The organism is Bradyrhizobium sp. HKCCYLR20261 (genome assembly GCF_051168435.1).
In the GTDB taxonomy this organism is placed as follows: domain Bacteria; phylum Pseudomonadota; class Alphaproteobacteria; order Rhizobiales; family Xanthobacteraceae; genus Bradyrhizobium.
On the sequence record NZ_JBNPUZ010000006.1, the window covers coordinates 293156 to 319782 of the forward strand.

The following is a 26627-nucleotide window of genomic DNA, read 5'->3' on the forward strand; positions in this document are numbered from 1 at the left end:
CCTAGATTGGCACGCTTTGCGGCCGCTTCCAGCGCACCCACGCCGCGACGATCAGGCGGGTCAGCGTGAAGGCGGTGAAGACCGTGGTGAGGATGCCGACGCCCAGGGTCACGGCGAAGCCGCGGACCGGGCCGGTGCCGATGTAGAACAGCACGGCGGCGGCGATGAAGGTGGTGATGTTGGAGTCGAGAATGGTCGCGAGCGCGCGCTTGAAGCCGGCATCGATCGCCGAGATCGCGTTGCGGCCGCCGCGCAGCTCCTCGCGGATGCGCTCATAGATCAGCACGTTGGAGTCGACGGCGATGCCGACCGTCAGCACGATGCCGGCGATGCCCGGCAGCGTGAGCGTGGCATTCAGCAGCGACAGCACGCCGAAGATCATGGCGACGTTGACGATCACGGCGATGTTGGCGAACACGCCGAACAGGCGGTAGGTCACCAGCATGAACACGATGACCAGGATCGAGCCGACATAGGAGGCGAGCTCGCCCTTGGCGATCGAGTCGGCGCCGAGGCCGGGACCGACGGTGCGCTCCTCGATAACAGTCAAAGGCGCCGGCAGCGCGCCGGCACGAAGCAGGATCGCGAGCTCGTTGGCGGACTGCACGGTGAAATTGCCGGAAATCTGGCCCGAACCGCCGGTGATCGGCTCGCGGATGACGGGCGCCGAGATCACCTTGTTGTCGAGGATGATCGCAAACGGCTGGCCGACATTCTCGGTCGTGGCCTGCGCGAATTTGCGCGAGCCGGACGAATTGAAGCGGAAGCTGACGATCGGCTCGTTGGTGCGCTGGTCGAATCCGGTCTGCGCGTCCGAGAGATCACCGCCGGAGACCAGCACCTGCTTCTTCACGACATAAGGCTGGTTCGGCGGCGTGGCGCTTTGCAGCACTTCGGAATCCGGCGGCACCCGCCCCTGCAGCGCCTGCTCGGGCGACACCGTGGTGTCGACCATCCGGAACTCCATCTTCGCCGTCCGGCCGAGCAGGTTCTTCAGCTGCGTCGGATCCTGCAGACCCGGGACCTGCACCAAAATGCGGTCGGTGCCCTGGCGCTGGATCACCGGCTCGACGGTGCCGAGCTCGTTGACGCGGCGCTCGACGATCTGGATCGACTGCTCGATCGTCTGGCGGACGCGCTCGGTGATCGCGGCCTGCGGAATCGTCAGCCGGATCAGGCCGCCGCCGGCATCGCTGACCTCGAGGCTGCGCTGTCCACTGGAGCCGAGCAGGCCCCCGAGCGGCTGGGACAGATCGCGCAGCTTGGACAGCGCGGTCCCGGCATCGGTGTCCTTGGTGATGCGAACCTCGACGCTGTCGCCACGGCTGCTCAGCCCGGTATAGCCGATCTTGGCGTCGCGCAGCGTCCGGCGGACGTCATCGCGAACCGAATCGAGCCGCTCCTTCTTGACGTAATTGGAGTCGACTTCGAGCAGCAGATAGGAGCCGCCCTGCAGGTCGAGGCCGAGAACGATATGGCGCTGCGCCCAGGCGGGCCAGGTCTTGACCGTCGCTTCGGAGAAGAAGTTGGGCACCGCGCACAGGCACACCACGAGCGCCGTGAGAATGATGCCCAGCGCCTTCCACCGCGTGAAATACAACATGGAGGTTGTCCGTAGGGGCCGCGCGCAGCCCGGAAAATCACAACATCAGATCAGACGAAAGCCGGGATTGGTCCCGGCCGGACAGCGATCAGCTCGCCGCCTTCTCGTCCTTGGCGTCCGCCTTCGCCGGCTCGCCCTTGGCGCGGACGCCCGCGATCATCTGGCGCATCTGGCGCACGCGCACGCCATCGGAGATTTCGAACTCGACCTGGTCGTCGTCGACGACCTTGGTAACCTTGCCGACCAGACCGCCCTGGGTCACGATCGTGTCGCCGCGGCGGACATTCTTGACCAGATCGGCGTGCTCCTTGACCTTCTTCTGCTGCGGCCGGAGGATCAGGAAGTACATGATCACGAAGATCAGCGCGAACGGCAGCAGCGACATCAGCATGCTGTTGGTATCGCCAGCGCCGGCGGCCTGGGCATAGGCAGGGGTAATCAGCATGCGGTCGATCCTCGTGGGCCAATGCCCGGTGAGACGGGAATAGCCGGCGATCCACGCTGCTCTCGGCGCGGGCCGGCCTCTTGCGAATTTGGCGCGGAATATAGCGGCCGCGGTCCCAATAGCAAGGCGCACCGCCCCCTCATTTCGCCCGCTTGCGGCCGCCGGCAAGCCCCGATATGGCTGCCCCATCAGGAACTTGCAGCATGTCGAAAAAGCCAGCCAAAGCCCCGGCCCGCGCCGCCGCCAAGAGCGTGTTCAGACCCGTCGCCAAAAGTCCCAAGACTACGGTAAAGCCCGCAGCGCGAGAGCCGTCCAAGGTCGCGGCAAAACGTCCCGCTGGCCCGTCTGGGGACGATGACACGGCGGGCCGGATCGCCCGCGCGCTCGAAGCCATTGCGGCGCATCTGGCAGCAACCGGTGCGGGTGCAGCCCCCACGCCGGACTTCGACGCGGCCGATGCGTTCGTGTGGCATCCGAACGGGCGGCTCGCGACGGTGCCGCGCGTCAGCCGCGTCGAGATCGACCTGCTCAAGGGCATCGACCGGATGCGCGACATCCTGATCGAGAATACCGAGCGCTTCGCCAACGGGCTGCCGGCCAACAACGCGCTGCTGTGGGGCGCGCGCGGCATGGGCAAGTCGTCGCTGGTGAAGGCCGCCCACGCCAGCATCAACGTCGCGCGCAAGCCGGCCGACCGGCTGAAGCTGATCGAGATTCACCGCGAGGACATCGAGAGCCTGCCGGCGCTGATGGACATCCTGCGCGCGGCGCCCTTCCACTTCATCGTGTTCTGCGACGACCTCTCCTTCGACGGCAATGACGCGTCCTATAAGTCGCTCAAGGCCGTGCTCGAAGGCGGCATCGAGGGCCGCCCCGAGAACGTCATCCTCTACGCCACCTCGAATCGTCGTCACCTGCTCGCCCGCGACATGATTGAGAACGAACGCTCGACTGCGATCAACCCGGGTGAGGCGGTCGAGGAGAAGGTCTCTTTGTCCGACCGTTTCGGCCTGTGGCTCGGCTTCCATCGCTGCAGCCAGGACGAGTACCTCGCGATGGTCCGGGGCTATTGCAGCCATTTCGACATCGCGGTGGCAGATGACGAACTGGAGCGCGAGGCGCTCGAATGGTCCACCACGCGCGGCTCGCGCTCGGGCCGTGTCGCCTGGCAGTTCACGCAGGATCTCGCCGGCCGCCTCGGCGTGCGGCTCAGCGCGAAGTAAGGCGCGCTTCGCCAGCCCCAGTTTCCGTCATTGCGGCAAACATCGCTGCCCAAAACGAAAAAGGGCCCACCGAAAGGCGGGCCCTTGCTTGTAGGGTCAAAAGTGTCGGCGGCTCACGCCCCGTTGAGGAATTGCAGCGGGTCAACCGGCGATGATCCCTTGCGGATCTCGAAGTGGAGCTGCGGCGATCCGACTTCTCCCGATTGACCCGACTTGGCAATGACCTGGCCGCGCTTGATCGGATCTCCGCGCTTCACCATCAGCTCACTCGCATGGGCATATGCGGTGACGTAGCCGTTGGAATGCCGCACCAGAACCAGATTGCCATAACCCTTCAATTCGTTGCCCGCGTAGGCGACGACGCCATCCTCGGCGGCCTTCACCGGCGTGCCCTCGGGCACCGCGATGTTGATGCCGTCGTTGGACTTGCCGTTGGTCTTGGCGCCGTAGCTCGTGATCACCTTGCCGCGCGCCGGCCAGCGGAACGTCGGCAGCGAGCTGGTGGTCTCGGCCGGACGCGCCGGCTCCTCTTCCTTCTCGGGCGCCGGATTGGCCTGCGCGAGACGCGCGGTCTGCACGGGCCCGGCGGCCGTGGCCACGCGCGTGGTCGGCGCTGGCGCCGGCACGGTCGCAACCGCCTGGGGAACGGTTGCAACCGGAGCCACCGGCGCAGCGGCCGCCACGGCTTTGCCAGGGACGGTCAGCCTGGCACCGAGCTTCAACGGCGACGCCTGGTCGAGATTGTTGGCGCGGGCGAGTTCGGCCGGCGAGACGTGGTTCTGCCGCGCGATGCTGGCGAGCGTGTCGCCGCGGTTGACGAAATGCACCGTGGACGGCGCCGCCGCAACGGCCACCGGCTTCGGCGCGACCATCGGGGCCGCGGCGACCGGAGCCGCCGCCGGCTGCACCGCAGGCGCGGCAGCGACGGCTCCCGGATGCGGGATGATCAGTTGCTGGCCGGGAGACAGCGCGCGCGGTCCCTTGTAGCCGTTGGCAGCGAGGATCTCGGCGGGCGTCACCCGATAGCGCTTGGCGAGAATGTCCAGCGTGTCGCTGGTGCCGACGATGATCTTGGTGCCTCCGGCAGGGCGCGCGGCAGCGACCGAGCGCGGCGGCACGGCGCCGGTGGTCTCGAGCTGCGGCTGCGCCGGGGGCGCATAGGCGTGAGGCGCTGGCGTGTAGGTCTGGGCCTGCGGCGCCGGCACGGCGGCCGGCGGAGCGTAGGACGCAACGCCGCGTCCGCCCCCTGAGATGCCTCCAGCGCCGCCACCCGACGGGTAGGTTTGCGGAGCGCCGACAGCCGGCGGAGGCAGCGCCGACGACGAATAGGCCGGAGCCGGCGCGGCCGGCGGCGTATAAGACTGGCTGTACTGCTGATGCTGCCGCGCCGGAGGCGCCTGCACCGAACCGGTGGAATCGGAAGCAAAGGGGTTCGAGAAAGGACTTTGCGTCTGGGACAGCCGCGTCGACATGTCGGCGCTGCAGCCGGCGACGCCGAATGACATCAGCGCCAGCGCCGCAACCTGCGGCAGGCGGCGCGAGCGAAGCAACTCGACGGTGGCGGGCATGGTTACTCACTCGTACGCAACAAACAACGAATTCGAGTAAACACAGCCGCGGTAAATAAGCGCTTAAGCCGCGAATAAAGCGTTGTCGGACTTGCTGATCCGCTGCTTTAGAGTTCGCGCGCAATGCCCGGAATTGCAGGCACAAATCGGACGTCGACGAGCTCTTTTCGCTCGAAATGATCGCCCGCCCTGACGACCTTGACCAGTGTCTGCACGCCATGCGGCGGCCCGACCGGCGCGATCAGGATACCGTCGTCCTCCAGGCGATCGAGCAGGCTCTGGGGAATCTCGTCCATCGCCGCCGTCACGATGATGCGGTCGAACTGGCCGCCGCCCGCGGGCAAGGCGTAGCCATCCCCCAGCATCACCTCGACATTAAAGCAATTGAGCTTCTCGAGGCGGTCGCGCGCCTTGTCGGCGAGGGTCCGGAATCGCTCCACCGTCAGGACGCTGGCGCACAGCTTGGAGAGGACAGCGGCCTGGTACCCCGATCCGGTCCCGATTTCGAGCACGCGGTGGGTCTTCTGCAGCTTCAGCTGCTCCGTCATATAGGCCACCACGAAGGGTTGGCTGATGGTCTGCCCGCAGGCAATGGCCATGGCGCTGTCGCGGTAGGCATCGGGCCGATCGGCCGGCAACACGAACTCCTCGCGCGGCACCTCCTCCATCGCGCGCAGCACCGCCTGGTCGCTGATCCCGCGGCGACGCAGGGTCAGCTGAAACATCATCTTCTCGGGCGGAGGGATCGGGGGCATCACGCCATTCGGGTTTGTTCGGCTGCGATCAATCTAGAGCATCATCCGCAGCTTGCGCAGCGGATTTCGGAAGGGCTCGGAGGGATACGGGGTGGTCGCGCCGCCAGAAGGGCTCAACTTCGTTCCACGTGCGGAACCAACCGGCGTCAGGTTCGTTCAGCTTCGGGGCAGTTCTGCCCGCGCCGCGGCGGCACCGCAGCCGGACGACGTTGACGTTGCGCCGCGCGCCGTTATTTGCGAGCGTCATATCAGAGTATGGGCAAGGACCGACAACATGACTGCACCGCGGCCGCCGCGCGGATCTGTGTTTCTCGTTGAAGACGAAGTCATGATCAGGATGATGGTCGCCGACATGCTCGAAGAGCTCGGCTACACCGTCGCCGCCGAAGCCGGCGAAATCAGCGAGGCGATGCGGCTCGCGGACAGCACCTATTTCGATGTCGCGATCCTCGACGTCAACGTCAACGGCAAGGTCATCTCGCCGGTGGCCGATCTCATCAAGGCGCGCAACCGCCCCTTCATCTTTGCAACCGGCTATGGGTCGTCGGGCTTGCCCGAGGAGTATCGCGACCGCCCGGCGCTGCAGAAGCCCTTTCAGCTCGAAACGCTCAGCAAGGCGATCGAGCACGCGTTGCGCAGCGCGGAGCCTCAGAGCTAGCGCCCTGCTTCAGCCGAGAATCTCGCCAAGCTTGCCCGAAAACGCCTCGTCGGTGCGATCGAGGCGCAGCGGCGTGACCGAGACGTAATGCGCAGCCAGTGCGGCGAGGTCCGTGCCCTCATCGGGCACGTCGAGCGACGCCGCGCGGTCGAATCCGATCCAGAAGTAGGGATTGCCGCGTCCGTCGCGACGCTCGTCGACCTTGAGGAAGCCGAGGTTGCGCTTGCCTTGCCGGGTCACCACGATGCCCCTGACCGCGTCGGGCGCGCAAGACGGGAAGTTGACGTTGATGACGGTGTTCTTCGGCACGCCGGCATCGAGCACCTTGCGCACGATCTGCGGTCCGAATTTCAGCGCGGTGTCCCATGACGGCTTGTCGCGGGTGGCGATACTGAACTCCTGAGACAGCGCAAACGAAGGAATGCCGAGAATCGTGCCTTCGAGCGCGCCCGCGATCGTGCCGGAATAGACCACGTCCTCGGCAACGTTGCGGCCCTTGTTCACGCCGGACAGCACGACGTCCGGCAGCTTGCTCCCGAGAATGTGGCGAGCGCCCATGATGACGCAGTCGGTCGGCGTGCCGCGCACGGCGAAGTGGCGCGGGCCAACCTCGCGCAGCCGCAGCGGATCGTTGAGCGAGAGCGAATGCGAGACGCCGCTCTGGTCCAGTTCGGGCGCCACGATCCAGACGTCGTCGGACAACGCGCGCGCGATTTCCTCGATCACCTTCAGACCCGGTGCGTGGATTCCGTCGTCATTGGTGCAGAGAATCCGCATCGTCACTCATCCATCCCGTTCGAGCCATTGCCGGGGGTGTCTTATCCGCTACGCCCCATCGAGGCAAACCTCGGGAGATCCGGTCCCGGCCGGTGTCAGGACCGGATCCGCCACTGCGGCACGAAGCGGGCCAAGCGTCCGTTTGAGCTGACCTGAAGCGGCTCGCTCGGCGCGCCGGATGCGGCAGGCGGTGGCGGACAGGCCGGCGCGGACGATTCGGGCTCACCCCGCGGCGGTCGCGCGAAGCGGGTCCGCGCGATGCTCAGCGCCTTCTCGAAGTCGGCCGGGTTGAACCAGGATTGCGCGCGGAGCGCATCGGGCAGCCCCTCGTTCCAGACCGTGCCTCGATCGATGTCGAATGCGCCCTTCAGGCGCTGATCGATCGCCTGAATGCCGGCGGCGGTGACTGCCCATTGCCGTCCAATCCAGAAGATGTCCCGATGCAGGGCCATGGTGCCGGTGTCCGACGAGCGATTGCTGAACGGACCCCGAGGATACGACCCGGCAGCCGCCACGCAAGGTGGCGACCGCCCCGGATGCAATTTGCCGCGGCCTTATGGCTCGGCGGCCACGACCTTGAGGCCGCCCATATAGGGCTGCAGCACGTCGGGCACGGCGATCGAGCCGTCCGCCTGCTGATAGGTCTCCATGACCGCGATCAGCGCACGGCCGACGGCGGTGCCGGAGCCGTTCAGTGTGTGCACGAAGCGCGGCTTGCCGTCGCTGCCGCGGGAACGCGCATCCATGCGCCGCGCCTGGAAGTCGCCGCAGACCGAACAGCTCGAGATCTCGCGGAAGGCGCCGCCGTCGCCCTGCCCGGGCATCCAGACCTCGATGTCATAGGTCTTCTGCGACGAGAATCCCATGTCGCCGGTGCACAGCGTGATGACGCGGTAGTGCAGATCGAGCCGGCGCAGCACCTCCTCGGCGCAGGCCAGCATGCGCTCGTGCTCGTCCTTGCTGGTTTCGGGTGTCGTGATCGACACCAGCTCGACTTTGGTGAACTGGTGCTGGCGGATCATGCCGCGGGTGTCGCGCCCCGCAGCGCCGGCCTCAGCGCGGAAGCACGGCGTCAGCGCGGTGAGCCGCATCGGCAGCTCCTTCTCGTCGACGATCGATTCGCGAACCAGATTGGTCAGTGCGACCTCGGCAGTGGGAATGAGACCGAGACGATCGGTCTTGAGACGCTCATCGGGCGCGATCAGCAGCTCACCCCTCACCGCCCAGAACTGATCGTCTTCGAATTTCGGCAGTTGCCCGGTGCCGAACATGACGTCGTTGCGCACCAGGAGCGGCGGATTGACTTCGGTATAGCCGTGCTCGGTCGTGTGCAGGTCGAGCATGAACTGCCCGAGCGCGCGCTCGAGCCGCGCCAGACCCTTCTTCAGCACCACGAACCGCGCCCCCGACAGCTTGGCCGCCGATTCGAAATCCATGGTGCCGAGACCGGCGCCGATCTCGTCATGCGGCTTCGGCGCGAAAGCGTAGTTGCGCTTGGCCCCGAACACATGGCGCTCGACATTGTCGTGCTCGTCCTTGCCGTCCGGGACCTCGTCGAGCGGCAGATTGGGGATGGCGGCGAGCTCGCGCGCCAGTTCCTCGTCGGCCTGCTTCGCGGCGGACTCGAGCTCCGGCATCGTGGTCTTGAGCTTGGCGACCTCCTCCATCAGCGCCGATGCCCGGGCATCGTCCTTGGCCTTCTTGGCCTCGCCGATCTCCTTGGACGCCGCGTTGCGCCGCGCCTGGGCCTGCTCGGACGCCAGGATCGCCGCGCGCCGCCGCTCGTCGATGGCGAGCAGATGCGACGACAGCGGCGACAGTCCCCGGCGCGTCAGCGCTGCATCGAAACCTTGCGGATTGTCGCGGATCGATTTGATGTCGTGCATGGTCGTTCGGTCCTGGGAACGAAGAGACAGGGGGCGAGTCGCCGCGGCTGTCGCGGGCGCGCTTGCACTACCCCGAATGGCTGCCAATGGGAACAGGCGCCCGGACGAACCCGGGCAGCCTCATGGGCCTATTCGGACGGATTGGCCGGCAGATTGCCCGAGTCCGACGACGAGCCCGAACCGGACGAGGAACCAGTCTTGGCCGCAGCCGCCTGCTTCTCGACGATGCCGACTGCGATGATCGCGCCCTCGTAGAGCGCCATCAGCGGCAGCGCCAGCGACGCCTGGCTCAGCACGTCCGGCGGCGTCAGCACCGCGGCAATGATGAAGGCGATGACGATGAAGTAACGCCGCTTTTCCTTCAGCATCTTCGACGTCACGATGCCGATCCGCCCGAGCAGGGTGAGGATGACCGGCAGTTGGAACGCGATGCCGAAGGCGAAGATCAGCGACATCATCAGCGACAGATACTCGCCGACCTTGGGCATCAGCGCGATCTGCGCCGTCTCGGGGCCGCCGAGCTGCTGCATCCCGAGCGAGAAGCGCACGATCATCGGCCACACCGCAAAATAGACCAGCATGGCGCCGAGGACGAAGAAGACGGGGGTCGCGATCAGATAGGGCAGGAATGCATTGCGCTCGTGCCTATACAGGCCCGGCGCGACGAACTTATAGATCTGGGTCGCCACGATCGGAAACGAGATGAAGCCGGCGCCGAACATCGCGAGCTTGAGCTGCGTGATGAAGTATTCGAGCAGCTGCGTGTAGATGAACTTGCTGTTCTCCGCGCCTGCGACCCACACGAACGGCAGCACCAGGATGTTGTAGATCTGCTTGGCGAAGAAGAAGCAGAAGATGAAGGCGACGCCGAAGCCGAGCAGCGCCTTGATCAGCCGCGAGCGCAGCTCGATCAGGTGGTCCATCAAGGGGGCCTTGCTGGCCTCGATGTCTTCGACGGTCATGACGCTTTGGCGTCCTTCAGACGTTCGGCCTCGGCCGACAATTCGGACAGCGGCTCGGCCTTGATCTCGCGCACGATCGCCAGCGGCTCATTCGCCGCCTGATGCGCTTCCGCCTCGACGAAGGTCTCGGGGCGCGGAGGCTCGGGTGTGGTCGGGGTGACCGGCGTCTCGGCCGCGGCAACCGGCTCCGACGGGATTGCAGCCGGCTCCGCGGGCTTGTCCACGCCCTCGATGTCCAACGCCTTGTCGACGTCGCGCTGCAGTGACGACATCATGCCGCTGGGGGAAAACCCGCTCGCCGCTTCCTTGACCTCGTCGAAGCTCTTCTTGAGGTCGGCCATCTCGGCCTCGCGCATGGCTTCCTGGAACTGGCCCTGGAACTCCGACGCCATCCGGCGGGCCTTGCCCATCCACTGCCCGACCATGCGCAAAACGCCGGGAAGCTCCTTGGGACCGATCGCAATCAGCGCGACGACCCCAATGACGAGCAATTCACTCCAGCCGATATCGAACATGAAACAATCCGCCTACGCGACGACGCCCCTGATCCCGCCCTGCCCGGTCCTGCCGGAGCAGGCCCCGTTCGTGCGGAGCGCGCGCCGCCCGCGCCTCATCAACAGCAGATCAAACGGCCTTGCTGCCGACATCCGTGCGGGTGGCCGAAGGCGTCGCGCCATGGTCGATCGACTTGACCGGCTCGGTCTTCTCCGGCGCCTTGTCGTCGTCCTGCATGCCCTTCTTGAAGGCCTTGATGCCCTGCGCGACGTCGCCCATGAGATCGGAGATCTTGCCGCGCCCGAACAGGAGCAGGACGACCGCGATCACCACGATCCAGTGCCAAATGCTAAGCGAACCCATCCTGCAACCCTCCAAACACCGGCGCAGCCTTCACCCGACTGCCCGTCGACGCTACCGCCGAAACCGCGCCAAATCCATGGACTTGCCCGCGACACTTCGCTTCTAGCATTCGATTGCGAAACGGCAATACGAACACATCTCGGCGGAGCCAAAAACGGGGCGCGGGCCGCCCGATCTGGGCGGAAGGTAGGCGTCGGCGCTCGCAAAAACAAGCACTTCGGCTCCGCCAAATCGCGGGCGGAGCTACGTAATAACGCGAGTGTTAACAGCCGCGCAGGCCGTCACCCTTCCCGGTGCTCGGAGCCGTCCTCGTCGGTATCGCGGTCGGACTCGTCAGACTCGGCCGCGTCGGATTCGGCAGCATCATCGGCGTCAGCCACCGCCTCATCCTCAGCCGCAACATCGGCCAGCTCCGCGACGGTCTCCTCTTCCGACTCGCCCGCGAGCTCCTGCTCCTCGACCTCCTCGACGTCGAGTTCCTCGTCCTCGAGCTCCTCGACCTCGAGGTCAGCTTCGTCGGTTGCGGCGTCCGGCTCGGTCGTCGAGATCGTCAGATCGCCGACGGCGAGCTGCGACGACGTCTCGTCATCGACAACGTCAGCCTCAGCTTCCGCGGCTCCCAGCTCTGCGGTCTCGGCGAGCGTTTCGACCGCACCGGTTTCGACAAGGCCGGTTTCGGCCGTGGCCGTCTCGGCCTCGGATGCCTCCGCCTCGGAGGCTTCCGCTTCGCCAGGCTCGGCCTCGACTGCCGGCGCCAGCGCCAGATCGAGATCGCCCGGATCCAACGGCTCCTCATCCTCGCGCAGCGTCGGATCGTCCGACGGCGTCGGCACGGTAAAGCCGGTGGGCAGCCGCGAATCCAGCAGGCCGGTGCCCTTCAGCTCTTCGAGGCCAGGCAGATCGCCCAGCGTCTCCAGGGTGAACTGGGTGAGAAATGCGTCGGTGGTGCCGAAGGTCAGCGGCCGGCCCGGCGTCTTGCGACGTCCGCGCGGCTTGATCCAGCCGGTCTCCAGCAGAACGTCGAGCGTGCCCTTGGACGTCACCACGCCGCGAATCTCTTCGATCTCGGCGCGCGTCACCGGCTGATGATAGGCCACGATCGCGAGCACCTCGATGGCGGCGCGCGAAAGCTTGCGGGTCTCGGTGCTCTCGCGCGTCATCAGCCAAGCGAGATCGCCTGCGGTGCGGAAGGTCCATTTGCTGGCGACGCGAACGAGATTCACGCCGCGATTGGCGTAATCCGCCTGCAGTTGCGCCAGCGCGGCCTTGATGTCGACACCTTCAGGCATACGCTTGGCAAGCGTGGCCTGCTCCAACGGCTCGGCCGAGGCAAACAGCAGCGCCTCGAGGATGCGCAACGCTTCGGGGCGCACCTCGGGTTCGCTCGTCGCGATCTCGTCGGGCTCTTCCATGCGCAGTTCCGCCAAGCTAGCCATGGCAGGGTCTCCTTCTTCGTTACTCAACCGTCAAGTCCGGCGCAGCCATGGCGCCAGGCTGGTTCGGTGGACGCTTACGAAAATACAGCGGCGCGAACGCCTGCTTCTGGTTCAGTTCGAGCTTGCCTTCGCGGACCAGTTCCAGCACGGCGGCAAAACTCGAGGCGAAGACGGTGGCCTTCTGCGTCGGCTCGGGGACGTAGGTCAGCAGGTAGTCATCGAGACATCCCCAATCGTCCGAGACCTCGGTCATGCCGACCAGCCGCTCCAGCGTGGCGCGCGCCTCGGCGAGCGACCAGACATTGCGCTTGGCCATGTGCACCGAGGTCACCACCCGCGCCTGACGCTGGATGGCGTAGGCCGACAGCAGGTCGAACAGCGTTGCCGTGAACTTCGGCTTACGCACCTCGGCGATCGCCTCCGGATTGCCGCGTGGGAACACGTCGCGCTGGAACTGCGGCCGGTTCATCAGGCGGTTGGCGGCCTCGCGGATCGCCTCCAGCCGGCGCAACCGGTTGGCCAGCGCGGTCGCCATCTCCTCGGCGCTCGGGCCCTCCTGCGCCGGCGGCTCGGGCAGCAGCAGGCGCGACTTCAGGAAGGCGAGCCACGCTGCCATCACCAGATAGTCCGCAGCGAGCTCCAGCCGGATCTTTCGGGCGGCCTCGATGAATTGGAGGTACTGATCGGCCAGCGCCAGGATCGAGATCTTGGCGAGGTCGACCTTCTGCTGCCGCGCCAGGGCCAGCAGCAGGTCGAGCGGGCCCTCATAGCCCTCGACGTCGACGACCAACGCCGGTTCGGCCTCGGCCAGCTCCGTCGTGGGACGGCCGGTTTCAAACGACAGAATTTCAGCGGTCATGCGCTCGCGGGTCCCAGCCGGTTGATCAGGGCATCGAGCTCGGCGCGCGCGGCGATCCGATCGAAGCCCGTGGGTGCTTTGCGCGCCGCCAGCGCGCGATCGGCACGGGTCAGAGCCTCGCCTGCAAGCTCCGGCGTCTCGGCCGCGACGGCCTGCATCTCGTCGAGCTTGCCGTTGCAATGCAGAACCATGTCGCAGCCGGCGGCGACGATCGCGCGGGTGCGCTCGGCGATCGATCCGGCCAAGGCGTTCATGGAAACGTCATCACTCATCAACAAACCCTGGAACCCGATCCGTTCGCGAATCACCCGCTGGATCATTGTCGCAGAAGTCGTGGCCGGATGGGCGGCGTCGATCGCGCTAAACACAACATGTGCAGTCATAGCCATCGGCAGGTCGGCGAGCGGCCGGAAGGCGGCGAAATCGGTCGCGTCGAGATCCGCCTCCGGCGTGTCGACCGTCGGCAGCAGGTGGTGGCTGTCGGCGGTGGCGCGGCCGTGCCCCGGGATGTGCTTGAGCACCGGCAGCACACCGCCCTCTTCCAGCCCCTTCGTCACGGCGCGAGCGATCGCCGCCACCTTGGCCGGCGTTGTGCCATAGGCACGGTCCCCGATCACGGCGTCGGCGCCGGCGATGGGGACATCGGCGAGCGGCAGGCAGTCGACGGTGATTCCGAGCTGAATCAGATCGTCGGCGATCAGGCGGGCGCTGAGCCAGGCGGCGCGGAGGCCGAGGGCCGAATCAAGGTCGTAGAGGCGGTCGAACACGATGCCGGCGGGATAGGCCGGCCAGTGCGGCGGACCGAGCCGCTGCACCCGCCCGCCCTCCTGGTCGATCAGGACGGGGGCGTCGGCGCGGCCGGCGCAATTCCGTAATTCCTGAACCAATGCAGTCACTTGGGATGGTGACTGGACATTGCGTTTGAACAGGATGAAGCCCCAGGGCTTCGCATCGCGGATGAACGCGCGCTCGGCGTCGGTGAGGTCCAGCCCGGCGACGCCGGTAATGAAAGCCCGCATGGTCATGCGGGCCGCATAGACCCCGCTTCGGGGGCGGTCAAGCAAGCCTTAATTGTTGCTAAACGGGAAACACTGTCCACCGGCAGTTTTCAACGATCCGCACATCTTGTTGGCCTCTTCCTTCGTCGCGAAGGGGCCGACAGCCGCGCGGTACTTGACACCACCCTTGTCACCCAGATCCATCCGCTTGATGATCGGCTCGTACTTGCCGAGCACCGCCGGGTACTTGTCCTGCACGGCCTTGTACGACGTGGTCGCCTCGGCCTCGCTGGCCTGCGACGAGATCGACACCAGGTAGCCGCCGGTGCGCTCGGTCTGGGTCTGCTCGGTCACCGGCACGGCCGCCGCGATCCGGGCGGGCGCCGTAGCTGGCGCCGCCGGCTGCGGCGTCAGCGGCATCGGGCTCTCCGTCGCCGAGGCATTGGCGTTGGCCGGAGACTTCTTCGCCTTGGCTGCCTGCTTGGCCGCCGGCGCGGCCGGCATTGGCGCACCGCCTGCATCGGCCGGAGGCTGGTTGCCGCCAGTCACCGACAGCGTCTTGATCGGACGAGGATCGCTGTTCGGCAAGGTGCCGTTGGCATTGGCCATCTGCGACAGCGGCGCGGCGCCGGCGCTCACCGGCGGCGGAGCCCCGTTCTGGCTCATCTGCGGAAACACCACGCGCGGATTGCCGCCGCCACGGGTGTTGAGATCCATCGGCGCCTCCTCGCGGGACACCAGCTTTTCGCCACCGTCATTGCCGAGCAGGCGATCCGGCACCTTCGGTGTCGTATCCTGCTGCGCCATGATCTTGGTCGGGCTGTTGTCGGCGCGAATGATCGGCGGTTCGCCGGTCCGCCCGGATGAAATGTAGGTCTTGTAGCCGTAGGCGCCGCCGGTCCCGACAACGGCGAGAGTCAGCACGGCAAGCACCGTGCTCATGCCGCCACGTCGCCGCGGCCGCTCCTCTTCCTCGCCCTCGTCGTAGCCGTCCTGATAGCCGTACTGGCTGTCCTGGAAGTCGTTGTCGCCCTGGAATCCCTGCTGACCGCCCATCTGGCCGAACAGCGCATCGTCGTAGCGCGACGAGTCGGGCTCGTTGTCGTCGAAACCATTGCCGCGATCGAAGTCGCGGTCGTTCTCGGCAAAGCCATGGCGCGACTCGCCGACGCTGTAGTCGAGCTTGGAGAGCTGATCGGCAAATTCGGCGTTCGGGAAACCCGGCTGAGGACGGGGCTGCGCCGGAGCAAAGTCCTGCTCCGGGAAACTCGGCTGAGCGCGCGGATCCTGATAGCCGGCCGGGAAGGACGGCGCAGGCTGCTGCGGCTCACGTCCCATGTCGGCAAACGGATTGGCCGCGGCCTGCGGCTGGGCACGCTGCATCCAGGCAGGGGCGCCGGCCGGCGGCATGCCGGCGGCGGGCTGCTCCGGAGCCGGTGCGGCGGGGCGCGCCATCGGACGCTGTTGAGCTTGCGGGGTCGCACGGCCCGGGGCCGCGAAAGGATCGTTCTGCCCGATCAGGCGCGCGAGTTCGGCGAGCGGATCGGCATCGGCCTGCTGGTTTCCACCGCGACCGAAACCATCGGCGGGAAAGGGTCTGTCCTGGTAACGATCAGCCATCGTTTTGAAGCGTCCCTGCGGGTGAGCCGCACATGCGTCCTAAGGCGGACCCTGCCAGATTGAGGCCCCCAACTGAAGTCGTGTGTTTCCCCCAATCAGCGCATTGCATCAGGAGCATTAACGCCCAAGATCGCAAGTCCCGACGCCAGAACCGAGACGACGCCCTGAACCATGGCCAAACGTGCCTTGGTCAATTCTGCATCATCATCGATAATGAAGCGTAAATAGGGCAAATCCCGCCCCCGCGTCCAGTGGGCGTGAAATTCGCTTGCAAGTTCATAGAGGTAGAAGGCGACCCGGTGCGGCTCATGCGCCAGCGCCGCGCTCTCGACCGTACGTGGGTACAGCGCGAGCTGTTTCAAGAGGCCGTGTTCGGTCGGATCCGACAGTTTTTCGAGGTTCGCGCTGCTCAGGAACGCGATTCGAGCTCCCTCCTCTTCCGGCAGGTCCGGGAACATCTCCCGGGCATTGCGGAAAACCGAGTAGCCCCGAGCGTGGCCGTACTGGACGTAGAACACCGGGTTGTCGCGCGACTGCTCGATCACCTTGGCGAGGTCGAAATCGAGCACGGCGTCGTTCTTGCGATAAAGCATCATGAAACGGACCGCATCGCGCCCCACTTCATCAACAACTTCCCGCAAGGTGACGAAGTCGCCGGAGCGCTTCGACATCTTCACCGGCTCGCCATTGCGCAACAGCTTGACCAGCTGCACGACCTTGACGTCGAGGGTTGCCTGCGCCGCGGTCACCGCCTTCACCGCGGCCTGCATGCGCTTGATGTAGCCGCCATGATCGGCGCCGAACACGTCGATGAGATCGGCGAAGCCGCGCTCGAACTTGTGACGATGATTGGCGATGTCGGAGGCGAAATAGGTGTAGCTGCCGTCCGACTTGATCAGCGGCCGGTCCACGTCATCACCGAACGCGGTGGCGCGGAACAGGAGCTGCTCGCGATCCTCCCAATCCTCGACCGGAGCGCCCTTCGGCGGCGGCAGACGGCCTTCATAGACATCGCCGCGCTCGCGCAGGAAATCGATGGTCTCGGCAACCTTGTTGTTGCCGCGGGTGATTAGCGAGCGCTCCGAGAAGAACACGTCGTGACGGATGTTGAGCGCGGCGAGATCATCCTTGATCTCGTCCATCATCATCGCGATCGCCTTGTCGCGCACGACCGGCAGCCATTCGGCTTCCGACATTGCCTTCAGCTTGTCGCCATGCTCCGCGACGAGCGCCTGCCCGACGGGCTTCAGGTAGTCGCCAGGATAGAGCCCGTCCGGAATCGCGCCAATGTCCTCGCCGAGCGCCTCGCGATAACGGAGGAACGCAGAGCGCGCGAGCACGTCGACCTGCGCGCCGGCATCGTTGATGTAGTACTCGCGGGTGACGTCACGGCCGGCGAACTGCAGCAGGCTGCACAGCGCATCGCCGAACACGGCGCCGCGGCAGTGGCCGACATGCATCGGGCCAGTTGGATTGGCGGAGACATATTCGACGTTCACCTTCGGCGCACCTGGCACCGGCGCGACACGGCCGTAGGTGGCGCCTTCGCGCAGGATGGTCGCGAGCGCCCTCGCCCACACCCCCGGCTGCAAAGTGAGGTTGATGAAGCCCGGACCGGCGACGTCGACCTTGGCGACGAACTCATCGGCGCGTAGCCGTTCGGCGATCTTTTCAGCGAGATCACGCGGCTTGGCCTTTGCCTCCTTGGCGAGCACCATCGCGGCGTTGGTGGCCATGTCGCCATGGCTCGGGTCGCGCGGCGGCTCGACGACCACGCGCGAAAAATCGATGCCTTCCGGCCAGCCGCCATCCGTGGCGAGCGCGGCGCAGATGGCGTGCACGCGGGCCAGCATGTCGGCAAAAAGATAGGGTGTAGACGCTTGTTCGACCATGCCGCCGCCTAACGCAAATCCGGAGTCGAGTCAAAAAGCCGGTGGTGTTCGGTTAAGGCAAAACGGTCCGTCATTCCGGCGATAAAGTGGCCGATCCGGCGCGCGCGATCGCCGTCGCCCTCGCAGCCATCCAGCCAGCCGGCTGGCAGTGATCCGGCATCGTCCTGGTAGCGGCCGAACAGGTCGGCCACGATACGCTCGGCATCACGCATCACGCGCATCACCCGCTCATGCCGATACATCCGCTTCCAGAGGAACGCCTTGACCGTCGCCTCGTGCTCGGCCACGTCGGGCGGAAAGGCCACCAGCGCGCCGGCATGGCGGCGGACGTCATGGGGCGAGACCGGCTGCGCCCGCTCGATTCGCCGCTGCGCCTCGGCGGCCACGGCGCCGATCAGATAGGAGATCAGCTCGCGGACCAGCTCGGCCCCCCGCCGGATATCGTCCAGACCGGGATAGTGCCGGTCGATCTCGGCGATCATCGCCGCGAGCAGCGGGACCTCATCGAGGTCGTCGAGCGTGAACAGGCCCGCGCGCAAACCATCGTCGATGTCATGCGCATCATAGGCGATGTCGTCGGACAGCGCCGCAACCTGGGCCTCGAGCGAAGCGTAGCTCCACAGCTCCAGGTCGAACCGGGCATTGAACTCGACGATTCCCGCCGGGATCTGCCCCTGCAACGGCCCGTTGTGCTTGACGATGCCTTCAAGCGACTCCCAGGTCAGATTTAGGCCGTCGAAATCCGGGTAGCGCTGCTCGAACGACGTCACGATGCGCAAGGTCTGGGCATTGTGGTCGAAGCCACCATGGTCGGCCATGCAGCGGTTCAGCGCCCGTTCGCCGGCATGGCCGAACGGCGGATGGCCGAGATCATGCGCCAAGGCCAGCGTCTCCGTCAGGTCCTCGTCGAGCCCGAGCTGGCGCGCCAGCGCGCGGGCGATCTGGGCAACCTCCAGAGAGTGGGTCAGACGGGTGCGGTAATGGTCGCCTTCGTGGAAGACGAACACCTGGGTCTTGTGCTTCAGCCTGCGAAAGGCGGTGGAATGGATCACCCGGTCGCAATCCCTGCGAAAGGCGCTCCGGGTGCGCGAGGGCGGCTCGGCGAACAACCGGCCCCGGCTGCGATCGGGGTCGCAGGAATAGGGAGCGCGGGAAGCAGCCATTCCGACCGACACGGGCGATTGTTCCTTTTGAGGTTTGATTCCAGGCCGGAGCCCACTTAACTATGGGGAGTGCCCGATGCCAAATGAAGTGGGCATGACGCGCCTTCCGGAGACCCTTCGCCATGACTGATGCCATGACTGATGCCACCCCCGTCACCATCAGCGAACGTGCCGCCCGCCGCATCGGCGAGATTCTCGGCAAGGAGACGGCTGGCGCGATGCTGCGCATCTCGGTCGAGGGCGGCGGCTGCTCGGGCTTCCAGTACAAGTTCGACATCGACCGCGCCAAGGCCGATGACGACCTCGTCATCGAACGCGACCGCGCCGTGGTGCTGGTCGATCCGGCCTCGGTGCCGTTCCTGGCCGGCTCGGAGGTCGACTTCGTCGACGACCTGATGGGCGCCTCGTTCCGGATCAACAATCCCAACGCCACCGCCTCCTGCGGCTGCGGCACCAGCTTCTCGGTCTGATCCCTCCCCGGCCCGCCTCTAGGCCTCCGCGGTCACGGCCGGATCTTCCGACGGCGCGAGCGCGGGCGCGTCCACGCTTGGGGTAGCCGTTCCCAACGCCTTCAGCATGGCCGCCACCATCGCGGGCTTTCGCAGCGGCTTCGCCAGGAAGTCACTCATGCCCGCCTCGCGGCATTGCTTGATGTCATCCGGGAAGGCATTGGCCGTCAGCGCGATGATCGGCAGCTCGGCCAGCCGGCCGCCCTTGGCGCGAATGGTGCGCGTCGCCGTGATGCCGTCCATCTCGGGCATGCGCACGTCCATCAGCACCAGGTCGAACGCCTGCTCGGAGGCGGCGTTCACCGCCTGCAGGCCATCCGGCACGATGCATTTGTCGACCGCGAACTCCTGCAGCATCTTCGACACGACCATGCGGTTGGTGGCATCGTCCTCCGCGATCAGCACGCGCAGCGGACGGCCGAGCGCCTCGATGCGCGTCTTCAGATCGCCGGCACCGACGCGGTCGCCGCGCTGATCGGAGATCTGCTTGTCGCTCCACGGCAAGGTCAGGCTGAAGCGGAAGGTCGAGCCCTCGCCCTGCACCGAGGACACCGCGATCGATCCGCCCATCTGCTCGATGATGCGCCGGGAGATCGCAAGCCCGAGCCCGGTGCCGCCGAACCGGCGGTTGATCGAGGCGTCGGCCTGCGCGAATTCGCTGAACAGCCTGCCGACGCGATCGGCGGGAATGCCGATGCCGGTGTCGGAGACGCGCCACTCGATCGTGGCCTTGTGATCGTCGCGCGTGCGGCAGGCCACCGCGATGGTGACGCCGCCCTGCTCGGTGAACTTCACCGCGTTGGACGCGAGGTTGATCAGCACCTGGCGGATGCGCGCGACATCGCCCTTGAGTGACGGCGGCAATTGCGGATCGATGTCGGCATTGACCAGCAGGCTCTTCGATTTGGCGTTGACGCCGATGATCGAGGTGACCGCCTCGACCAGCGCCGCCGGCGAGAAGTCGACCGTCTCGAATTCGAGCTTGCCGGCGTTGAGCTTCGATAGATCGAGAATGTCGTTGAGGATGCGTTGCAGATTGTCGCCGGATTCGCGGATCGTCATCACGGCGTGACGCTGATCCTCGTCGAGCTTGGTCTCCAGCAAGGTCGAGGCGAGGCCGAGCACGCCGTTCATGGGCGTGCGGATCTCGTGGCTCATCATCGCCAGGAAATCCGACTTGGCCCTGCTCTCGGCCTCCGCCTGCTCGGCGCGCCAGCGCTCTGTGACGTCGCGGCCGAAGCCGCGATACCCCGCGAACTTGCCGTCATAGTCGCGCGCGGGACGTGCGGTGATCGCCCAACGGCGGCGTTCGCCGCCAGCGACCACGACATGGATCAGGCTCTCCGGGATCGACAGCCGCTGCGCCATCCGGTCGGCGAGCGTCTTCAGGGTCGCCGTGTCGGTCGGACAAAGATATTTCAGCGTGTCGATCAGCCGTTCACCCTTGAGCTGATCGAGCGGCAGTTGCGCGACGTCGGCAAAGCGCTGCGGCGCGTCGATCAGCCGGCCCTCGGCATCGGTCTGCCACAGCCAGCTCGAGGCGTTCTCCTGGAATTCCTTCAGGAGCAGCGAGATCGTCTCGTTCTGCCGCTCATGCCGGATCTGCGCCTTCAGGTTCTCCAGGAACACGTTGCCGTGCGACACCAGGTGCCGCACCATAAACGACGTGTAGAGCAGCAGGAAGACGACGAGCACGAGATAGGTCGCCCCGCCGCACAGGAACAGCGACGCGACCGAGCACAGCATCAGGCTCCAGGTGTAGGCCAGACCCGCCCGCGGCACGCTCGACATCGCAAACGCGCCGCCGGAGATCATGCCCGTCATCAGCGAGCCGACGATGATCTGCAGATGCGGCTCGACCTGAGGCATCACGATGAGCGGCAACGAACCCCACACGACAGATAGGAAGAACGCCTGCAGCGTCATGCGGTTGATGGCGCGCTCCGAAGCCTCCTGCGGCCGCGCCTTGCGCGCGCGCCACCAGCCCCGCAGCGCCAGGCCGCCGGCAATGGCGATGGCCGCGCCCCAGGCGACGAGGAAAGCGTTCGAGACGATGTTCCAGAAGACGCCGAGGACGATCGCCGCGTTCGCGAAATTGATGCCGATCGTCACAGGCACGAGGCGCGCCACGGCATCGACCTGCCGGGCCCGAATGCGCCGGCGATCACGCTCCATCAGCGCTTCGTCGTCGAGCGTCTCGATCGCCCCGAAACCGCTGATCCAAAGGAAGAAGGCACTGAGCGGGCTTTGGCCGTCCGCTTGCTTCGCGCGCGAGGGATCCCCAGACCAGATCATGTGGGCGTCGAACCTTCCTGATGATCCCCAGCCATGCCTGATCGGCTGCTTCAGCCGCGTTAATTGCCCCGCCCGTAGAATTACGGATCGCTCTTCCCTGGCCGCACGCATCGCGCGTCGGGCCGTTGGCCGGCAGGGTCGGATGGGTACGATCAGGCGTTCTCGCGGCATCTTCTGCCCGAGTCATGATGATCAGTTTCACCCTCGTTGAGGTCGAGGGCGCAGGGAATGCCGGGTGCTGGCCGCAACCCATGGCCCGCCTGCAGAAAAAGTAGCAGGCGGCAGTCACCACAGGTCCAGCCGGTCAACCGGCATTCCCTGCGCGATGGCGTTACGCCTTATACGTCCTCTCCCCGGGGACCGGCTGTCTTGCCCCCGTCACCAGCGGATCATCGTCACCACCGGCTTGACCTCAGCATCGGGAGGTCAGGACCCTACGATTTCGGCGTGCGCCGGAGCCGTTCGTCCGCACGGCACGAGGCCATGCTGCGGCTCACGACGCCCATCGCATCCCACCCCGCGTGTCGTGACGATCGCGATACGCCCCTCGTGCCGGGACGGGACAGCTCATAGAAACATGATTTCCGAAATTTCGAAACAACGAAATTTCTCGTTTCAGGACTGGACAGGCCAAATCAGCTTGATGCGGCTCGTGAAATCCGTTTTGCGCGCAGGCGGTTGCGATGCCGCCGGCGCGCCCCCGCGCGAACAAACAAGCGCGATGGTGCAGACCGATTTGCCCGACGGCCATCGGGACATGCGGTCGAGCGCCTTCGCTCTCCTTGGCTCTCCTTGGCTCGCGTGCGCGTGTCAGATCACGGCGCCGGAGGCGTAGGCGCCCGCCCAGTGCGGAAAGCCGGTCTCGACGGCGCGCGCGGCGGCGTGGTCCCAGTCATAGGTCAGCGCCAGCAGCTCGGCCTGCCAGTGTCCACGCCGCTCGGTCAGCACAGCGTAACGGGCGTGCGGCGAGCGATGTTCGAGCTGAGCCGCGATCGGAATGTCGGCGAACACCGGACAGCCGACGCTGCCGGGATTGACCACCATGGGACCGCGCGGCACCTGCACCACCGCCTGCCGATGGCTGTGACCGCACAGCACGAGCGTCGCGCCGCCGAGATCAACGAGACGCGAAGCCAGCACGTCGCGGCGCGCCGGGACATAGCGGCCGTCGTCCGTCATCTCTTCCAGCAACATCGCGCAGTCGTCGTTCGGCGTGCCGTGAACGGCGAGGATGCCCTGCTCCAGCGCAATCCGCGGCGGCAGCGCATGCAACGCGCGGCGCTGCTCGGCGCTCAGCGCAGCGCGCGCAAACCGGCCGGCCGGCGAAAGCTTCTCCTCCGGAAACTCCTCGATCCACCGGTCATGATTGCCGCGCACCGTGGGCAGCGCCAGGGATTGCAGCAGCTCGAGGGTTTCCAACGGCCACAACGGGCTGGTCACGCAGTCGCCGAGATTCACAGTCGCATCGACGCCGCGCGCCTTGATGTCGTCGAGCACCGCCTCCAGTGCCGGCAGATTGCCATGCACATCGGAAATCACAGCCAGCCTCATCGGTCGTTCCCTCGCAGTCCTGTCTCAGCGAACATTCACTTGTGGCAGACTGTACCATCCTCGTCATTGCGAGCGAAGCGACGTGTCCGCCTTAGCCCGCAGAGCGACGGCGGAAGCAATCCAGGGTCGCGCGCTGCCCAATACAGCGCCCTCGCCCCTTGTGGGAGAGGGCATGTAGGACAGCGCCTCGAACTCGGTTGGGTGAGGGGTTCTCTCCACGAGCAACGTCTGTCGAAAGGGCCCCCTCACCCAACCGAGTGCGCCGATAGGCCGTACATGCCCTCTCCCACAAGGGGCGAGGGCGCAGTCATGCACACCGATAGTGCTGCGCGTCTTCTCCTTGTTGCTACGGATCATCACTGCGGCGCACCGATCGCAAACACATCAGCGCGCTCGATGATGAGGTCGCGGAACAGGCGGGCGCGGTGGGACATCCATTGCGGGTCGGGATAGACGACGTGGAGCGGCAGCGAGGGGACGTCGTAGTCGGGCAGCAGGTGGACGAGCTTGCGGGATGCGATATGAGCCACCGCGCACCAGTCCGGCAGCACGGCGGCGCCCAGCCCCTCCAGCGCGGCCAGCGTCATGATGTCGGCGTCGTCACAGGTCAGCGACGGCGTGATGCCGACGACGTGGCGGCCGGTCTCGGATTCGAAGCTCCATTCGTTCTTCGGCGACAGCCGCGAATAGGTCACGCAGGGCAGCTGGCGCAGATCGTTGGGCAGGCGCGGCGCACGGTGCCTGGTCAGCAGCGCCGGCGATGCGACCAGCAGCCGCTTCACGGTACCGACGCGGCGCGCGACCAGCGAGCTCGACGAGAGCACGCCGATGCGGATGGCGAGCTCGGTGCCGGTCTCGACGAGGTCGACGAACTGCTCGGTGAAGCGGATGTCGAGCCGCACCTCGGGATAGCGGCGGCCATACTCCGCAAAAATGTCGGCGAAGAAGAAGCGGCCGAACGAGGTCGGCACCGTCATCCGCAACGTGCCTGAGGGCGCGCCGACGCGGCGCGGCGACGGCACGCCGGCGCTCTCGAACAAGGTCACGATGTCCTTGGCGAGCTTGAGCACCCGGTCGGCATCGGGCGTGGGACGCAGCTTGCGCGTGGTGCGGACGAACAGCCGGCAGCCGAACTGTTCCTCCAGGAGCGCGATGCGCTTGGTGATCGCCGGCTGGCCCAGGCCGAGATCGGCCGCCGCCTGGGTGAAGCTGCCGGCCTCCATGACCCGGATGAAGGTCTGCAACGCGTCGATCCGGTCCATCCATTCCTCCCCGGAATGAGTTTTATTCTTGCCATTCCGTATACGTGATCGGGAGGACTGGTCTAGCCTCTCAAAAAAATCACGAGGGAGGGAGACCCATGGACAAGTCGATTGGCATCGTCGGCGCCGGCATCGGCGGACTGCATCTCGCGCTCTATCTGCAGAAGCACGGCATCCAGGCCACCGTCCTGACCGACCGCGAGCCCGAGCAGTATGCTGCAACGCGGCTGATGAATACCGTGGCGCACCACGGCATCACGGTGGCGCGCGAGAACGAGCTCGGCGTCAACCATTGGGACGATCCCGAATTCGTCTATCACCACCATGATCACTTCTTCAATTTCCCTGGCAGTCCCCTGCTCTTCCGCGGCGCGTTCAAGCAGCCGAGCCGCGCGGTCGACTACCGGATCTATCTGCCGGCGCTGATGAAGGACTTTGAGGATCGCGGCGGGACCATCGAATACGCCAGCATCCAGGACGACGACATCCCGGCGCTGGTGGCGCGGTTCGATCTGCTGGTGGTGTCGACCGGCAAGGGCGCGCTGGGGCGGATGTTCAACCACCGGCCGGAGCTGTCGCCCTACAGCCAGCCGCAGCGCCTGCTCTGTGTCGGGCTGTATGACGGCGTCGATCACGGCAGCCCTGGCGGCGACGATCCGCGCGGCGTGACGCTGTCGGTGTCGCCCGGGCATGGCGAGATGATCGTGATCCCGACGCTCACCTTCGGCGGCATGAAGACGGCGCTGCTGATGGAGAACATCCCGGGCGGCGACATGGCCGATCTCGTCTCGCTCAACTACGACGCGGACCCGGCGGGCTTCCGCCAGACCATGCTCGACAAGCTCGAGAAACATCATCCGCACACCTACAACAAGATCGATACGCACCGCTTCGACCTGCAGCCGCTGGACCTGCTGCAGGGCGCGGTCGTGCCGACGGTGCGGCGCTCCTCGGTCAGCTTCGACGACGGCAAGATCGCCATCGCACTCGGCGACGTGCATTCGGTGGTCGATCCGATGATGGGCCAGGGCGCCAACATGGCCTCCTATGCCGCGTTCGAGCTCGGCAAGGCGATCGTCGAGGCCGTGGCGTTCGACGACCGCTTTGTCGAGACGGTGGATCGCGCGCGAGAGAACCGCGTGATCGCGGCGGCGCGCTGGACCAACCTGATGCTGCAGCCGCCGTCGGAGGCGATGGGCCGGCTGATCTTCACGATGGCGCAGAACCGCGCGCTATGCGACGAGTTCACCGACAATTTCAACTATCCGGAACGGCAGTGGGACCGGCTCGCCAGCGACCGGCGAATCCATGCCTGGATCGACGAGCGGACGCCGCTGGCGGCCTGAGGCGGAGGAAGCTGAGGAGATCATGAGCCATCATGCCGATCCCGCGAGTTTTCGCGCAGCCGCCTCGCGGTTCTCAACCGGCGTGACGGTCGTCACCAGCAGCGATGCCGGCGGAGCGGCCGTCGGCATGACCGCCAACAGCTTCACCACGGTGTCGATGCAGCCGCCGACGGTGCTGGTCTCGCTGAAGCGCGGCCGCACGTGGCAGGCGGTGAGCGAGACACGGCGCTACGCGGTGAACGTGCTCGCGGCCGATGACGTCGCGATCGGCCGGCACTTTGCGGGGACGCCGCTGGCGCAAGGCGCGCCGATGCTGGATGCGCGTGACGGCTTCTTCCTGCTGCCGCAGGCGATCGCGCAATTCGGCTGCGATGTGGTGAGTTCGGTCGAGATTGCCGACCACACGCTGTTCATCGGCGAGGTCCGCTGGTGCCGCCACCGCGACGGCCTGCCGCTGGCGTTCTATGCGAGCCGGTTTCGGAACGGATTGGGAACGGAGATCCTGCCGGGCGATGCGCTGGCGTATCCGGCGGAGGGGTGGAGTATTTGATCGCGCGGCGCGGCACCAATTCGCCAGTCGCTGCTGCGGCTGCTCACCCTCATGGTGAGGAGGCGCGTAGCGCCGTCTCGAACCATGAGGCCCGATTAGCGGGCCTCGCCCTTCGAGACGCCCGCCTCCGGCGGGCTCCTCAGGGTGAGGGGCGAGAGTTCTCTCTTGAACAAAAACCCGATGCGGTTAGCCGGAACAAAAACCCGATGCGGTTCGCCGGGACGACTTAGTGAGCCAAACATCGTCACATTGAAGACTGCGGGTCCGGCACAGTCGTGAGGCTCAACCGCCGATCGGTCCGGGGTCGACGCCCCCCGTTGTGGCGGCTCCAGAATGACCGAAGCGCGGCCACGTGACGATCGAAGCCGGATGTTACTGCCCAGCCGCCTCCGCCGTCAAATGCATCAGCGC

At 66.2% G+C, this 26627-nt stretch carries 24 protein-coding genes; 5 read left to right on the top strand and 19 right to left on the bottom strand.

What is annotated here, in order from left to right; genetic code table 11:
• Nucleotide 1: 1 nt before the first annotated feature.
• Both secD and yajC read right to left on the bottom strand, forming a co-directional pair.
• Nucleotides 2-1603, bottom strand: coding sequence for a protein translocase subunit SecD (secD, locus tag ACQR1L_RS16750; protein ID WP_434859037.1), 1602 nt, complete (start codon nucleotides 1601-1603; stop codon nucleotides 2-4).
• Nucleotides 1604-1691: 88 nt separating this feature from the next.
• Entirely contained in the window at nucleotides 1692-2048 is a 357-nt protein-coding gene (yajC, locus tag ACQR1L_RS16755; protein ID WP_434859038.1) for a preprotein translocase subunit YajC, read from the bottom strand.
• Between the two features lie 203 nt (nucleotides 2049-2251).
• Here yajC and ACQR1L_RS16760 point away from each other — a divergent pair, with 203 nt between their 5' ends.
• Nucleotides 2252-3271 (top strand): ATP-binding protein, encoded by a 1020-nt coding sequence (locus ACQR1L_RS16760; RefSeq protein ID WP_434859039.1) that lies wholly within the window; start codon nucleotides 2252-2254, stop codon nucleotides 3269-3271.
• 113 nt (nucleotides 3272-3384) lie between these two features.
• On the opposite strand, the gene ACQR1L_RS16765 is transcribed toward ACQR1L_RS16760, so the two are convergent.
• Nucleotides 3385-4839 (bottom strand): peptidoglycan DD-metalloendopeptidase family protein, encoded by a 1455-nt coding sequence (locus ACQR1L_RS16765; RefSeq protein WP_434859040.1) that lies wholly within the window; start codon nucleotides 4837-4839, stop codon nucleotides 3385-3387.
• A gap of 107 nt (nucleotides 4840-4946) precedes the next feature.
• A complete protein-coding gene (locus ACQR1L_RS16770; RefSeq protein WP_434859041.1) occupies nucleotides 4947-5594 on the bottom strand; it encodes a protein-L-isoaspartate(D-aspartate) O-methyltransferase in 648 nt (215 codons plus the stop codon).
• Between the two features lie 274 nt (nucleotides 5595-5868).
• On the opposite strand from ACQR1L_RS16770, the gene ACQR1L_RS16775 reads away from it, so the two are divergent.
• The gene (locus ACQR1L_RS16775; protein ID WP_434859249.1) at nucleotides 5869-6252 is read left to right on the top strand and encodes a response regulator; all 384 of its coding nucleotides are present in this window, start codon (nucleotides 5869-5871) and stop codon (nucleotides 6250-6252) included.
• Between the two features lie 9 nt (nucleotides 6253-6261).
• Here the strand turns inward: ACQR1L_RS16775 and surE are convergent, their stop codons facing one another.
• From surE to ACQR1L_RS16835, 12 genes are all read right to left on the bottom strand, one after another.
• Nucleotides 6262-7029 carry a 5'/3'-nucleotidase SurE gene (gene surE, locus ACQR1L_RS16780; protein WP_434859250.1) on the bottom strand — a complete coding sequence of 256 codons (768 nt, stop codon included), beginning with the start codon at nucleotides 7027-7029 and terminating at the stop codon, nucleotides 6262-6264.
• Between the two features lie 95 nt (nucleotides 7030-7124).
• Nucleotides 7125-7481, bottom strand: coding sequence for a hypothetical protein (locus ACQR1L_RS16785; protein WP_434859251.1), 357 nt, complete (start codon nucleotides 7479-7481; stop codon nucleotides 7125-7127).
• A gap of 102 nt (nucleotides 7482-7583) precedes the next feature.
• Nucleotides 7584-8915: a serine--tRNA ligase gene (gene serS / locus ACQR1L_RS16790; RefSeq protein WP_434859042.1), complete on the bottom strand. Its 1332-nt coding sequence runs from the start codon at nucleotides 8913-8915 to the stop codon at nucleotides 7584-7586.
• 128 nt (nucleotides 8916-9043) lie between these two features.
• A complete protein-coding gene (gene tatC, locus ACQR1L_RS16795) occupies nucleotides 9044-9877 on the bottom strand; it encodes a twin-arginine translocase subunit TatC (protein WP_434859043.1) in 834 nt (277 codons plus the stop codon).
• A complete protein-coding gene (gene tatB, locus ACQR1L_RS16800) occupies nucleotides 9874-10392 on the bottom strand; it encodes a Sec-independent protein translocase protein TatB (RefSeq protein ID WP_434859044.1) in 519 nt (172 codons plus the stop codon). Before tatB ends, tatC begins: the two co-directional genes overlap by 4 nt.
• A 109-nt stretch (nucleotides 10393-10501) precedes the next feature.
• Nucleotides 10502-10735 carry a twin-arginine translocase TatA/TatE family subunit gene (locus tag ACQR1L_RS16805; RefSeq protein ID WP_006614346.1) on the bottom strand — a complete coding sequence of 78 codons (234 nt, stop codon included), beginning with the start codon at nucleotides 10733-10735 and terminating at the stop codon, nucleotides 10502-10504.
• A 281-nt stretch (nucleotides 10736-11016) separates the two neighbouring features.
• Complete coding sequence (gene scpB / locus ACQR1L_RS16810) at nucleotides 11017-12171, bottom strand: SMC-Scp complex subunit ScpB (protein WP_434859045.1); 1155 nt, start codon at nucleotides 12169-12171, stop codon at nucleotides 11017-11019.
• Between the two features lie 19 nt (nucleotides 12172-12190).
• The gene (locus ACQR1L_RS16815) at nucleotides 12191-13030 is read right to left on the bottom strand and encodes a segregation and condensation protein A (RefSeq protein ID WP_434859046.1); all 840 of its coding nucleotides are present in this window, start codon (nucleotides 13028-13030) and stop codon (nucleotides 12191-12193) included.
• On the bottom strand, nucleotides 13027-14055 hold the full coding sequence (gene nagZ / locus ACQR1L_RS16820; protein ID WP_434859047.1) for a beta-N-acetylhexosaminidase: 1029 nt from the start codon (nucleotides 14053-14055) through the stop codon (nucleotides 13027-13029). The genes ACQR1L_RS16815 and nagZ overlap by 4 nt, the downstream gene beginning before the upstream one ends.
• 42 nt (nucleotides 14056-14097) lie before the next feature.
• Nucleotides 14098-15648, bottom strand: a complete 1551-nt coding sequence (locus ACQR1L_RS16825) for an SPOR domain-containing protein (RefSeq protein WP_434859048.1) — start codon at nucleotides 15646-15648, stop codon at nucleotides 14098-14100.
• 95 nt (nucleotides 15649-15743) lie between these two features.
• Complete coding sequence (gene argS, locus ACQR1L_RS16830; protein ID WP_434859049.1) at nucleotides 15744-17540, bottom strand: arginine--tRNA ligase; 1797 nt, start codon at nucleotides 17538-17540, stop codon at nucleotides 15744-15746.
• A gap of 8 nt (nucleotides 17541-17548) precedes the next feature.
• A complete protein-coding gene (locus ACQR1L_RS16835; RefSeq protein WP_434859050.1) occupies nucleotides 17549-18715 on the bottom strand; it encodes a deoxyguanosinetriphosphate triphosphohydrolase in 1167 nt (388 codons plus the stop codon).
• A gap of 110 nt (nucleotides 18716-18825) precedes the next feature.
• On the opposite strand from ACQR1L_RS16835, the gene erpA reads away from it, so the two are divergent.
• Complete coding sequence (erpA, locus tag ACQR1L_RS16840) at nucleotides 18826-19173, top strand: iron-sulfur cluster insertion protein ErpA (protein WP_434859051.1); 348 nt, start codon at nucleotides 18826-18828, stop codon at nucleotides 19171-19173.
• 18 nt (nucleotides 19174-19191) lie between these two features.
• On the opposite strand, the gene ACQR1L_RS16845 is transcribed toward erpA, so the two are convergent.
• The 3 genes from ACQR1L_RS16845 to ACQR1L_RS16855 form a co-directional block, all read right to left on the bottom strand.
• Nucleotides 19192-21507: an ATP-binding protein gene (locus ACQR1L_RS16845; RefSeq protein ID WP_434859052.1), complete on the bottom strand. Its 2316-nt coding sequence runs from the start codon at nucleotides 21505-21507 to the stop codon at nucleotides 19192-19194.
• Nucleotides 21508-22317: 810 nt separating this feature from the next.
• Nucleotides 22318-23058 carry a metallophosphoesterase family protein gene (locus tag ACQR1L_RS16850; protein ID WP_434859053.1) on the bottom strand — a complete coding sequence of 247 codons (741 nt, stop codon included), beginning with the start codon at nucleotides 23056-23058 and terminating at the stop codon, nucleotides 22318-22320.
• Nucleotides 23059-23414: 356 nt separating this feature from the next.
• Nucleotides 23415-24320 carry a LysR substrate-binding domain-containing protein gene (locus ACQR1L_RS16855; protein ID WP_434859054.1) on the bottom strand — a complete coding sequence of 302 codons (906 nt, stop codon included), beginning with the start codon at nucleotides 24318-24320 and terminating at the stop codon, nucleotides 23415-23417.
• 98 nt (nucleotides 24321-24418) lie between these two features.
• On the opposite strand from ACQR1L_RS16855, the gene styA reads away from it, so the two are divergent.
• The gene (gene styA, locus ACQR1L_RS16860) at nucleotides 24419-25666 is read left to right on the top strand and encodes a styrene monooxygenase subunit StyA (RefSeq protein ID WP_434859055.1); all 1248 of its coding nucleotides are present in this window, start codon (nucleotides 24419-24421) and stop codon (nucleotides 25664-25666) included.
• Between the two features lie 22 nt (nucleotides 25667-25688).
• Complete coding sequence (locus ACQR1L_RS16865; protein ID WP_434859056.1) at nucleotides 25689-26216, top strand: flavin reductase family protein; 528 nt, start codon at nucleotides 25689-25691, stop codon at nucleotides 26214-26216.
• The last annotated feature ends 411 nt before the right edge of the window (nucleotides 26217-26627 follow it).